Here is a 12,158-nt window from a genome sequence, read left to right as displayed (position 1 = left end):
CGCACCTACCGTGGGGAGATGAGCGAGACGTCAGCCGACCTGCGCGCCGCCGTCTACGACGCGGTGAACGTCTGGGCGCCCGACGACGACTACTTCCTGGCGCGCGCCGCCGAGGGTCCCGGCATCCGTGTGCTCGACCTCGGCTGCGGCACCGGCCGCCTGACGACCGAGCTCGCGCGCACCGGGTTCGAGGTCACGGGCGTCGACCCGGACGGCGAGGCCCTCGAGGCCGCCCGCCGCAAGCCCGGCGGGGACCTCGTGCGATGGGTCGAGGGCACGTCGGAGGCGCTCGGACCGGACCTCCGGTTCGACGTCGTGATCATGACGGCGCACGTCGTGCAGGCCATCGCGGACGACGGCGAGTGGCGTGCCACGCTCGCCGACGTGCACCGCGCGCTCGTGTCGGGCGGGCTGCTGACGTTCGACTCGCGCGACCCCGCGGCGGGCGCGTGGGAGCGGTGGACCCCTGACGCGTCACGCTCGTCGCTCACGCTGCCCGACGGCACCGTCGTCGAGGGCTGGTACGAGGTCACCGGCACGGAGCCGGCGACGGACGGTGCGGACCACGTCGCGGTCGTGCACCTGACCGACCACACGCTGCTGCCTGACGGGACGCACACGGTCGAGACGGGAGACCTGGCGTTCCGGTCGGAGCAGCGGCTCCGGGACGACGTGACGGCGGCCGGGTTCGTCGTGCGCTCGGTGGTGGGCGGCTGGGCGGGGCAGCCGGTCGGCGCGGGCGACGGCGAGCTGATCGTGGTCGCGCTGCGTCCCTGACGGGAGAGGCGCAGGAGCTCAGCGGCGTCAGCGCTGCCCGGAGCGGTCCGCGTCGACGGGGACGTAGACGTGCAGCGCCCCTCGGCGCAGCGTCAGCGTCACCGGCACCTCCCCGTTCCCGCGTGCCTCCACGGTCTCGCCGTCGTGCGCGACCAGCGTCCCGTCGAGCACCGCCAGCCGCAGGCGCTCGACCTCACGCGCGTCCGTGGCGAGCCACGACCGGGCGCGCGGCACGCTCGCGGCGACACGCGACCCGACCGTGCCGAGCGCCGTCCGGACGAGCGTCCTGCTGCGGCTGTGCCGACGTTCCGCGAGCACGGACCGCACGTCGAGCACGCCGTCGTCGAGGCGCCGCCGCTCGACCGGAACCGGCCCGCGGGGCGCGTAGCGGCCGATCCCGGCGAACACCGACCACACGTCGTGCCGGGCCGACCCGCCCGTGCCGCCGGGGTCGTCGGGCAGCGTCCGCACGGGGAGCGTGTCCGCGCCGGGCAGCACGGAGCCGGCGGCGACGAGGGCGGCCGCCCACTTGCCGAGCCGGCCCTCGAGCTGCTCGCGGCGCGCGACGAGCGCCGGGTAGGCGCCGAGCGCGAACGTGTTGAGCACGGTCCGGCGCTCGCGGGCGTCCCCCTCGCCGACCTCGAGCTCGGCGACGTCGACCGCGACCCCGGTGCCGGCGCGCACGGCTGTCGCGACGGCCTCGACGGGGTCGGTCTCGTCGTCGTCGAGGTGGAGCGAGCGGGCGAAGTGGTTGAGGGTGCCCCCGGGCAGGACGACGAGCGGCACGTCGTGCGCGCGGGCGGCCGCGGCGACCGTTCCGACCGTCCCGTCGCCGCCCACGACGCCCACGGCCCGCGCCCCGGCGGCGACGGCGTCGGCGACGACGCGGGTGACGTCGTCGTGCGGCGCGAGCGTGCGGACCCGGACGCGGGGGAGCGCGGCGCGCAGTGCGTCGTCGAAACGGTCGCCGCCACCCTTCTGGGCTCCCGACGAGGGATTGACGACCACCACGAGACCGTCGCCGTCAGGCAGCGCGGGCAGGTGGACGGGAGGACCGGGCGGCGGCAGGTCGTGGCGCCGGGGCCGGGGTGGCACGACGACCCGTCCCAGGGCGGCCGCGCCGGCCCCGATCGCGATCCCGCCGATCACGTCGGAGAACCAGTGCACCCCGACGTGCAGGCGTGAGTACGCCACGGCGGCGGCCACGGGAGCGAGGGCCGCGCCCGCGAGCGGCCACTCGGTCGCGACGCCCAGCACGAACGCGGTGGCGGACGCGCTGTGGCCCGACGGGAACGACCCGGACGAGGGTGGCGACGACAGGCGCCGCAGGGTGTCGCGTCCCGACGACGCGGGGCGTGCGCCACCCAGGAGGGGTTTCGCGACGAGGTTCGAGACGGCGCTCGCGCCGAGGAGCGTGACGACGCCGCGGACGGCGGCCCGGCGGCCCCGGGCACCGGTGGCGGCGAGGGTCGTCGCGGCGCCCGCCCAGAGGACGGAGTGGTCGGCGGCCCGGCTCAGGCCGCGGAGGGCGGTGTCGGCGCCTCCGCCGAGCCGGAGGGCGTCGGTGCGGGCGGAGACGGCCGCGTCGAGCCGGCGGACGGCGGGGGAGAGGCGGTGGAGCGACCAGGGGGCGGTGCGCCCGCGGCGGTCCACGGTCTGGCTCAGGTGCCGGAGGCGGCGCTGGAGGTGCGACACGGCATCGACGCTACGGCCGTCGGGTGGAGGGCGCGCGGCAGCCCCTGTTATCACGAAAGCCCTGGTCCGTGCCGTGCACCTGCTGGGAGCTTGGAGGTGCGGACGGCCCGTCGGAGGGCCAGCATGGTGGCCGTCGGGCCGTACGGGACGCGACATAACCCCGAGATGTCGGGAATGCGTGCGGTGCGTGTCGGCAATGCTACTCACCAGTATCAATCGGGTAACGATCGATCCGAACGAGGGCGCCGGTCCGTTTTGTCCAGGACTGAGTGTCCTAACGTGGCCGCAATCTCTCGGCGACGCTCGTAGCTGCTCCGCGACCGGGGACCCGACCGGTCTCCTCGATGCACAGCGACATGGCGTCACCACTTCCCAGGAGGAACATTGAGGATCACACGCAAGGCTGCGGCAGCCGCAGCCGTCGTCGCCGCAGGCGCGCTCGCCCTGTCGGCCTGCTCGAGCTCGAGCGGCGACAACAAGAGTGACGACAGCGACAACGCCGGCATCAACACCAACGCGTCGGTGAACATCGCGTGGAACCAGCCGTTCTACTCGTACAACGGCAACTCGATCACCGGTAACGCGACGGCGAACAACGTCGTCCTGTACCTGACCGACTCGAGCTTCTACTACTACGACAAGGACCTGAAGATCGTGCACGACACGTCCTTCGGCTCCTACGAGAAGGTCTCTGACGACCCGCTCAAGGTCAAGTACACCTTCGCCGACGACAACCAGTGGTCGGACGGCGTGAAGGCCAGCCCCGCGGACCTCCTCCTCGAGTGGGCCGCGCAGAGCGGCAAGTACAACACCGTCGAGAAGAAGACCGACGAAGAGGGCAACACGACGAACCAGGGCGCGCTGAACAAGGGCGTCTACTTCGACGGTGCCGACCCGGGCAAGGCCCTCATCAAGGACGTCCCGGAGATCGACGGCAACTCGATCACGTTCACCTACTCCAAGCCGTTCGCGGACTGGGAGGTCAACTTCTCGACCTTCCTGCCGGCGCACGTGGTCGCGGAGCGCGCACTCGGCGTGACCGACCCGCAGCAGGCGACCGACCAGCTGGTCAAGGCCGTCCAGGACGACGACAAGGACGCGCTGTCCAAGATCGCCAAGTCGTGGAGCGACGACTTCAACTACACGTCGCTGCCGTCGGACGACAACCTCTACGTCGCCAACGGCGCGTACAAGATCTCGAAGTTCGTGAAGGACCAGTACGTCACCCTGGTCGCGAACGACAAGTACACGGGCGACCGCAAGGCCACGATCCCGACCGTGACGATCCGCTGGAACGGTGACCCGATGGGTCAGGTCCAGGCGCTCCAGAACGGCGAGGTCGACGTCATCAACCCGCAGTCGACCGCGGACGTGCTCGAGGCGCTCAAGAAGACCTCGAACCTCACCACCGAGACGGGTGACGAGGCCACGTACGAGCACGTCGACCTCCAGCAGGGCAACGGCGGTCCGTTCGACCCCAAGTCCTACGGTGGCGACGCCGACAAGGCGCTCAAGGTCCGCCAGGCCTTCCTCAAGTCGATCCCGCGCGAGCAGATCGTCGACCAGCTCATCAAGCCGCTCAACCCGCAGGCCGCGGTGCGCAACTCGTACACGGTCACCCCGGGCTCGCCGTCCTACGACCAGGTGTCGGGTGGCAACGGCATGGCCGACCAGCAGGCGCTCGACATCGACGGCGCGAAGTCGCTCCTCAAGGACGCCGGCGTGACCAAGGCCGTCAAGGTCCGCCTGCTGTTCGACCCGGAGAACACCCGCCGCGTCAACGAGTACCAGCTCATCGCCGCGTCGGCGAAGAAGGCCGGCTTCGACGTCGAGCCCTACAAGGTCCAGACGGACTGGGGCACCGACCTCTCCAACGCGACGACGTACTACGACGCGGCCCTCTTCGGCTGGCAGTCGCAGTCGACGGCCGTGACGGAGTCGGACGCCAACTACCGCACCGGTGGGGCGAACAACTACTACGGCTACTCGAACAAGCAGGTCGACACTCTGTTCGACCAGCTCCAGGTGGCCACCGACCCCGCCAAGCAGGCGGACATCCTCGCGCAGGTCGAGAAGCTGCTCGTCGACGACGCGTTCGGCACCACGATCTTCCAGTTCCCGGGCGTGTTCTCCTGGAACCCGGAGAAGATCTCGAACGTGCAGCACCTGACCATTGCTCCCACCGTCTTCTACGACTTCTGGGAGTGGAAGGGCGGCACGGCACCGGCCGCCAGCTGATCTGGCCGGCAGCCAGCTGACCTGAGAGCTCTCGCTCTCACCAGCGCTGCACCGGAGGGCGTCGGGCACTCGCCCGGCGCCCTCCGGTCAGGTCGTCTACTCTCGCACCGTCGGTTGCTCGGTTCGCCCAACGCCGTTCGTCCCGCGCAGCACCCCGGTGCTTCGGCTCACCTGTGAGGTCCACTCCCGTGCTCACGTTCCTCGTCCGCCGGCTCGTCGCCGGCGTCGTCACACTCTTCGTGTCGATGTTCTTGATGTACCTGCTCGTCAACAGGGCGATCGATCCGCTCGCCGACCTCCGTGAGTCCACGGCGGCCAACAAGCAGCAGCTCATCGCCCTGCGGATCCAGCAGCTGGACCTGCACACCAACGTCGTGATCCGGTTCTTCCGATGGTTCGGCGGCGTCCTCCACGGCGATCTCGGCATCGCCTGGCGCAGCAAGCAGCCTGTGTCCGACCTTCTCGCGCACGCCATCGGCTCCACGCTGCAGCTCGTGACCGCCGCGACCTTCCTGGCCCTCGTGCTCGGCGTCGCCGTCGGCATCGTGAGCGCGCTGCGCCAGTACTCGTCGTTCGACTACCTCATCATCTTCCTGTCGTTCCTCCTCTACTCGCTGCCGTCCTTCTGGATCGCGGTGCTGCTCAAGCAGTGGGGTGCGATCGGCTTCAACGACTTCCTCAAGGACCCCACGATCGCGTGGCCCACCATCGCGGTCATCTCGGTGATCTTCGGGGTGCTCTGGATGCTCGCGATCGGCGGGACCAGGCAGCGCCGGCTGCAGACGCTCGGGCTGGCCTTCGCTGCGACGTTCGCGTTGTTCGCCTACCTGCAGCTCTCGGACTGGTGGCTCGAGCCGCAGATCAGCCTGCTGCTCGTGGTGCTGCTCGGCGCCGGGTCGGCGTTCGCGATCGTCGCGATCTTCGCCGGCCTGCACAACCGCCGCGCGCTGTACGCCGCGCTGACCACCGTCGTCGTCGGGGCGGTCCTGTACTACCCGATGCACACGGTGTTCTCGAACCTCACCTCGTCGGGGTCCATGAACAACTGGGTCGCCGCCGGCTTCGGCCTGCTGGCGGTCGTGGTGGGCGTGGTGATCGGGCGGTTGTTCGGCGGCCCGGACTGGGGCCTCTCGGCCCGCTGTGCGGGCTTCACTGCGCTCATCGTGTCCGCCATGATCTACGTCAACGAGATCATGCGGGTGTGGCCCCCGTACTTCCGGGCGCTGGGCGGGCGACCCATCCCGACGTTCGGCGACAGCACGCCCGACCTCGGCGGCAACTACTGGGTGACGGTGCTGGACGCGCTGACGCACCTGGTGCTCCCGTCGATCACCCTGATCCTCGTGGCGTTCGCGGCGTACACGCGCTACTCGCGCTCGAGCATGCTCGAGGTGATGAGCCAGGACTACATCCGCACCGCGCGGGCCAAGGGGCTCCCGGAGCGCGTCGTCGTGGTCCGCCACGGCTTCCGCAACACGCTCATCCCGCTGGCGACGATCGTCCCGATCGACGTCATCACCCTCATCGGCGGTGCGGTCATCACCGAGGCGGTCTTCGCGCGGCCCGGCATGGGCCAGCTCTTCGTGCAGTCCCTCCAGGGCGCGGAGATCAACCCCGTGATGGCCTACCTGCTGGTCACCGCAGCCCTCGCCATCATCGCCAACATCGTCGCGGACCTCATCTACGCGGCGGTCGACCCCCGGATCCGGTTGGACGCATGAGCACCCCCACGAACCCCCAGAACCCCGAGAACCTGCCCGACGAGGCTTTCTCGGAGCACGCAGAGAACGAGATCGAGCTCAAGGACGTCGCGGGGCTCTCGCAGAGCCAGATCGTGCGCCGCCGGTTCTTCCGGCACAAGGGCGCCATGGCCGGCCTGGTCGCGCTGATCGCGGTCATCGTCCTCGCCATCACGTCGGTCGGGCTCGGGCCGATCCCCGGTTGGTGGAAGTGGGACGGCAGCCCGGGCGACGTCGAGCGTCCCGGCGGCGCGCCCACCATGACCATGCCCTCGTGGCTGGGTGGCGCCGGGTTCCACATCGGCGACCACCCGCTCGGCCAGGACGAGATCGGCCGCGACGTGTTCGCGAACGTCATGAAGGGCACCCAGACGTCGCTCATGGTGATGTTCGCGATCGGCATCGTCTCGTGCCTCCTCGGCGTGCTGATCGGTGCGCTCTCGGGCTTCTTCCGCGGCCGGACCGACACGGCGCTCATGCGGTTCACCGACCTCGTCATCACGGTGCCGACCATCGTCATCGGCGCGGTCATCGGCAAGATGACGGGCCACCTCGACCCGTGGATCTTCGCGGTCGCGCTCGGTGCGGTCCTGTGGACCAGTCTCGCGCGGCTCGTGCGCGGTGAGTTCCTCAGCCTGCGCGAGCGCGAGTTCGTCGACGCCGCGCGCGTGGCCGGGGCCAGCAACACGCGCATCATCTTCAAGCACATCCTGCCGAACGCGATCGGCGTGATCATCGTCAGCACCACGCTGCTCATGAGCTCTGCGGTGCTGCTCGAGACCGCGCTCTCGTACCTCGGCTTCGGCGTCCAGTCGCCCGACGTGTCGCTCGGCCTGCTCATCAGCAACTACCAGTCGTCGTTCAACACGCGGCCCTGGCTGTTCTGGTGGCCCGGCGTGTTCATCGTCATCCTTGCGCTCACCGTCAACTTCATCGGTGACGGCCTGCGCGACGCCTTCGACCCGCGCCAGAAGCGCATCCCGTCGGTCCGCAAGATGGAGAAGGCGAAGCGCGCCCAGCGGGCCGTGCCGACGCCGTCGACCTCGCCCGGCACCTCGCCCGCGGGCGGGACGGGACCCGCATGACGCCCCGCTGGTCAGGCGAGCGCGAGTCCCAGCACCGCCAGCACGGCGAGCGCACCCAGCGTCGACACCACGGGCACGTCCCAGCGTCGTGCCGGACGCATGCCGTGCGCCGCAGCGATCTCGTGGGCGCCCTCGAGGTGACCCGCGGCAGCGAGCGTCGCATGACGGCCGGTGATCTCGAGAGCCACCGTCTCGGCGCTCGCGCCGCGCACGGTGCGCTCTTCGGCACCGGGTCGTCGTCCCACCCGACGTGCCGTGCCCGACGCACGGGGGGCGGCCCAGGCCGTCACCTCACCGTCGGTGGTGCGGACCACGAGCGACCAGCGGGTGTCCACTCCCACGAAGGTCGGCCACGGAACGTGCGTGGTGCGCAGCGGGTTCGCGACGGTCACACCGCCGTCCGACACCACCACCTCGGGGCGCCAGTACAGGGCCCACACGACGGCGGCGGCCAGCACCGGGATCGCGCCGACGTGCGCGAGGGCGTGCACGCCCCCGTCCGCGGCCACGCCGACGAGCACGACCAGCGCGACGAGCGCAGCCGCGACCGTGAGCACACGGCCGGACGGCGACGAGAAGTGACGTTCGGGGTTCATGCCCCGATGTTCGCAGAGCCGGGCACCCCGGCGCAGGAAGGACACTGATGAGCGTGGACATCGACACCACCCCGGCACCCGAGACCCCGGACGCCGACGCCCCCGTCCTCACCGTCACCGACCTCGGCGTCGACTTCTACGTGGACGGCGAGTGGTACCCCGCGGCCACGGGCGTCAGCTACTCGGTGCGCCCGGGCGAGGTGCTCGCGATCGTGGGCGAGTCCGGGTCCGGCAAGACGCAGTCGTCCATGGCGCTCATGGGCCTGCTCCCGCCCAACGGGCGCGCGTCGGGCAGCGCCAAGCTGGGTGACCGCGAGCTCATCGGCATGCCGACGAGCAAGCTGCGGCGCATCCGCGGAAAGGAGATGGCGGTCATCTTCCAGGAGCCGATGACGGCGCTCAACCCCGTCTTCACCATCGGCTTCCAGATCGTCGAGACCCTCCGGACGCACTTCGAGATCGGCCCGGCCGAGGCCAAGGACCGCGCCATCGAGCTGCTCCGCCTCGTCGAGATCCCCGATCCCGAGACCCGCTTCGACGCCTACCCGCACCAGCTCTCCGGCGGCCAGCGTCAGCGCGCCATGATCGCGCAGTCCCTCGCGTGCGACCCGCGCCTGCTCATCGCGGACGAGCCGACCACCGCGCTCGACGTGACCGTCCAGGCCGAGATCCTCAAGCTGATGCGGGACCTGCGCAGCCGCATCAACTCGGGCATCGTCCTCATCACGCACGACATGGGCGTGGTGGCCGACATGGCGGACCGCATCCTCGTCATGAAGGACGGCGTGGTCGTCGAGCAGGGCGACGTGCACCAGATCTTCGCCGACCCGCAGCACCCGTACACGCAGCGGCTCCTCGCGTCCGTCCCGCACCTGGGCCGCTCCACGGGTGACGACGTGATCGCCCCCGGGGTGCCCGACGTCGTGGTGGCCGAGGTCGTCGACGGCGTCCAGGCCCCCGCCGACGAGCCCGCGGCCGCGCCGCAGGACGACCGCGTCGTGGTCCTCGAGGCCGTCGACATGGTCATCGAGTACCCCGGGCGTCGCCGCACGCCGGCGTTCCGCGCCGTCAACGAGGTCAGCCTGACCATCCACGCGGGCGAGGTCGTCGGCCTCGTCGGCGAGTCCGGCTCGGGCAAGACCACCATCGGCCGTGCCGTCGTCGGCCTGCTGCCCGTCACGGGCGGCCAGCTCACCATCGTGGGCCGCAACATGGTCGGCGCCAGGCCGCGCGACCTCAAGCCGCTGCGCACCGAGGTCGGCATCGTGTTCCAGGACCCGGGGTCGTCGCTCAACCCGCGCCTGCCCATCGGTGAGTCGATCGCCGAGCCGCTCCTGCTGCACCGGGGCGTCAAGGGCGCGGCCATGCAGCGCGAGGTCGAGCGCCTGCTCGACCAGGTCCAGCTGCCGCGCGCCATGCGCAACCGTTACCCGCACGAGCTCTCGGGCGGTCAGCGTCAGCGCGTCGGCATCGCCCGCTCGCTCGCGCTCGAGCCCAAGCTGCTCGTCGCCGACGAGCCGACGTCCGCGCTCGATGTGTCGGTGCAGGCCACCGTGCTCGAGCTGTTCAAGGACCTGCAGCGTGAGCACGGGTTCGCGTGCCTGTTCATCAGCCACGACCTCGCCGTCGTCGAGATGCTGTCCGACCGCATCGCGGTCATGCACCACGGCAAGCTCGTCGAGGTGGGGGAGACCGCGCAGGTCGTCACCGCGCCTCGCGACCCGTACACGCAGCGGCTCCTCGCCGCCGTGCCCGTGCCCGACCCCGACGCGCAGCGCGAGCGCCGCGTCGCCCGCGACGCGCTGCTCGACGCGCAGGCGTCCGACCTCGCGCGGGACGAGGCGCTGCACGCCGCCGACGCGTCCAAGGTCGAGGTCGTCAGCATCAGCGAGGTCGACAACACGCGTCAGTCGATCTGACGCACGTCGTGGCGGCGCCGTGGGCGGCGTCCGGGTGGTCCTGAACGGGCGGCCCGGACGCCGCCCGCGGTCGTTCCCGACCGGCCCGGTAGGATGGGGGAGAACTCGGCGCGGGAGACCGCCCACCCGGCGGACGACCGCCCCCACTTCTTCTTCCTCGAGATTGGTTCCTTCATGCCTGAGGCCACCGTGAACACGGCCGTGCGCCCCGACCTGCGCAACGTCGCGATCGTCGCCCACGTCGACCACGGCAAGACGACCCTGGTCGACGCGATGCTCAAGCAGTCCGGCGCGTTCTCCGCTCACCAGCAGGTCGACGACCGCGTCATGGACTCGGGCGACCTGGAGCGCGAGAAGGGCATCACGATCCTCGCAAAGAACACCGCGGTCCGGTACGCCGGCCCCGCGGCCGCGGCGGTCGGCCAGGCCGAAGGCATCACCATCAACGTCATCGACACCCCCGGCCACGCCGACTTCGGCGGTGAGGTCGAGCGCGGCCTGTCCATGGTCGACGGCGTCGTCCTGCTCGTCGACGCGTCCGAGGGCCCGCTCCCGCAGACGCGCTTCGTGCTCCGCAAGGCCCTCGCGGCCAAGCTCCCCGTGATCCTCGTGGTCAACAAGGTGGACCGTCCGGACGCGCGCATCGACGAGGTCGTCGCCGAGTCCACCGACCTGCTGCTCGGCCTCGCGTCCGACCTCGCCGACGAGGTCCCCGACCTCGACCTCGACGCCGTGCTCGACGTCCCCGTCGTGTACGCCGCCGCGAAGGTCGGCCGGGCGTCCCTCCAGCAGCCCGAGGACGGCGGCCTGCCCGTCGACGAGGACCTCGAGCCCCTGTTCCACACCATCCTCGAGAAGATCCCCGCGCCGACGTACGACGAGGGCGCGCCGCTGCAGGCGCACGTCACCAACCTCGACGCGTCGCCGTTCCTCGGCCGCCTCGCCCTGCTGCGCATCTTCAACGGCACGCTGCGCAAGGGCCAGAACGTCGCCTGGGCGCGTCACGACGGGTCGCTGCAGACCGTCCGCATCACCGAGCTCCTCGAGACCAAGGCGCTCGACCGCGTGCCCACCGACTCCGCGGGCCCCGGCGACATCGTCGCCGTCGCCGGCATCGAGGACATCACCATCGGCGAGACCCTCACCGACGTCGACGACCCGCGCCCGCTGCCGCTGATCACGGTCGACGACCCCGCGATCTCCATGACGGTCGGCATCAACACCTCCCCGCTCGCGGGCAAGGGTGGCAAGGGTCACAAGGTCACGGCCCGCCAGGTCAAGGACCGCCTCGACAAGGAGCTGGTCGGCAACGTCTCGCTCCGTGTCGTCCCCACGGACCGCCCCGACGCCTGGGAGGTCCAGGGCCGCGGCGAGCTCGCGCTCGCGATCCTCGTCGAGCAGATGCGCCGTGAGGGCTTCGAGCTCACCGTCGGCAAGCCCCAGGTCGTCACCAAGAAGGTCGACGGCAAGGTGCTCGAGCCGATGGAGCGCATGACCATCGACGTCCCCGAGGAGTACCTCGGCTCCGTCACCCAGCTCATGGCGCAGCGCAAGGGCCGCATGGAGACCATGTCGAACCACGGCACCGGCTGGGTCCGCATGGAGTTCGTCGTCCCCGCCCGCGGCCTCATCGGCTTCCGCACGCGGTTCCTCACCGACACCCGCGGCACCGGCATCGCGTCGTCCCTCGCGGAGGGCTACGAGCCCTGGGCCGGCCCCATCGAGACGCGCAACAACGGCTCGCTCGTCGCCGACCGCGCCGGCGCCGTCACTCCCTTCGCGATGATCAACCTCCAGGAGCGCGGGTCGTTCTTCGTCGACCCCACGCAGGAGGTCTACGAAGGCATGATCGTCGGCGAGAACTCCCGCAACGAGGACATGGACGTCAACATCACGAAGGAGAAGAAGCTGACGAACATGCGTTCGTCGACCGCCGACAACTTCGAGAACCTCGTCCCGCCGAAGCACCTCACCCTCGAGGAGTCCCTCGAGTTCGCCCGTGAGGACGAGTGCGTGGAGATCACGCCCGAGGTCGTGCGCATCCGCAAGGTCGTGCTCGACGCGACCGAGCGCGCCCGGGCGACGGCTCGCTCGAAGCGGGGCTGATCG

General features: G+C 70.8%; 8 protein-coding genes. 6 read left to right on the top strand and 2 right to left on the bottom strand.

All coding sequences use genetic code 11. From position 1 onward, the window contains the following. The first annotated feature begins 18 nt into the window (after positions 1-18). A complete protein-coding gene (locus tag CLV34_RS02400) occupies positions 19-777 on the top strand; it encodes a class I SAM-dependent methyltransferase (protein WP_100348638.1) in 759 nt (252 codons plus the stop codon). A 27-nt stretch (positions 778-804) separates the two neighbouring features. Here the strand turns inward: CLV34_RS02400 and CLV34_RS02395 are convergent, their stop codons facing one another. Next, a complete protein-coding gene (locus tag CLV34_RS02395) occupies positions 805-2,472 on the bottom strand; it encodes a bifunctional phosphatase PAP2/diacylglycerol kinase family protein (protein ID WP_100348637.1) in 1,668 nt (555 codons plus the stop codon). 384 nt (positions 2,473-2,856) lie between these two features. Between CLV34_RS02395 and CLV34_RS02390 the strand changes: the two genes are divergently transcribed. From CLV34_RS02390 to CLV34_RS02380, 3 genes are all read left to right on the top strand, one after another. Further along, positions 2,857-4,710, top strand: coding sequence for an ABC transporter family substrate-binding protein (locus CLV34_RS02390; RefSeq protein WP_100348636.1), 1,854 nt, complete (start codon positions 2,857-2,859; stop codon positions 4,708-4,710). 188 nt (positions 4,711-4,898) lie between these two features. Then, positions 4,899-6,431: an ABC transporter permease gene (locus CLV34_RS02385; protein WP_100348635.1), complete on the top strand. Its 1,533-nt coding sequence runs from the start codon at positions 4,899-4,901 to the stop codon at positions 6,429-6,431. Next, positions 6,428-7,534 carry an ABC transporter permease gene (locus CLV34_RS02380; RefSeq protein ID WP_100348634.1) on the top strand — a complete coding sequence of 369 codons (1,107 nt, stop codon included), beginning with the start codon at positions 6,428-6,430 and terminating at the stop codon, positions 7,532-7,534. Before CLV34_RS02385 ends, CLV34_RS02380 begins: the two co-directional genes overlap by 4 nt. Positions 7,535-7,545: 11 nt before the next feature. On the opposite strand, the gene CLV34_RS02375 is transcribed toward CLV34_RS02380, so the two are convergent. Continuing rightward, entirely contained in the window at positions 7,546-8,130 is a 585-nt protein-coding gene (locus tag CLV34_RS02375) for a PH domain-containing protein (RefSeq protein WP_100348633.1), read from the bottom strand. A gap of 47 nt (positions 8,131-8,177) precedes the next feature. On the opposite strand from CLV34_RS02375, the gene CLV34_RS02370 reads away from it, so the two are divergent. Further along, positions 8,178-10,049 carry an ABC transporter ATP-binding protein gene (locus CLV34_RS02370; RefSeq protein ID WP_100348632.1) on the top strand — a complete coding sequence of 624 codons (1,872 nt, stop codon included), beginning with the start codon at positions 8,178-8,180 and terminating at the stop codon, positions 10,047-10,049. Between the two features lie 174 nt (positions 10,050-10,223). Then, positions 10,224-12,155 carry a translational GTPase TypA gene (gene typA / locus CLV34_RS02365; RefSeq protein ID WP_100349162.1) on the top strand — a complete coding sequence of 644 codons (1,932 nt, stop codon included), beginning with the start codon at positions 10,224-10,226 and terminating at the stop codon, positions 12,153-12,155. Positions 12,156-12,158 lie beyond the last annotated feature (3 nt).

It is taken from the genome of Luteimicrobium subarcticum (assembly GCF_002798015.1).
Taxonomy (GTDB): Bacteria; Actinomycetota; Actinomycetes; order Actinomycetales; family Cellulomonadaceae; genus Luteimicrobium; species Luteimicrobium subarcticum.
Note: the sequence above shows the minus strand (reverse complement) of the source record. Positions and strands in the feature narration are given on the sequence as shown.

Excerpts from the sequence above, each read along its gene's own strand:
- CLV34_RS02370 (WP_100348632.1), top strand. The coding sequence starts at position 8,178 with ATGAGCGTGGACATCGACACCACCCCGGCACCCGAGACCCCGGACGCC.
- CLV34_RS02380 (WP_100348634.1), top strand. The coding sequence starts at position 6,428 with ATGAGCACCCCCACGAACCCCCAGAACCCCGAGAACCTGCCCGACGAG.
- CLV34_RS02400 (WP_100348638.1), top strand. The coding sequence starts at position 19 with ATGAGCGAGACGTCAGCCGACCTGCGCGCCGCCGTCTACGACGCGGTG.
- CLV34_RS02375 (WP_100348633.1), bottom strand. The coding sequence starts at position 8,130 with ATGAACCCCGAACGTCACTTCTCGTCGCCGTCCGGCCGTGTGCTCACG.
- typA (WP_100349162.1), top strand. The coding sequence starts at position 10,224 with ATGCCTGAGGCCACCGTGAACACGGCCGTGCGCCCCGACCTGCGCAAC.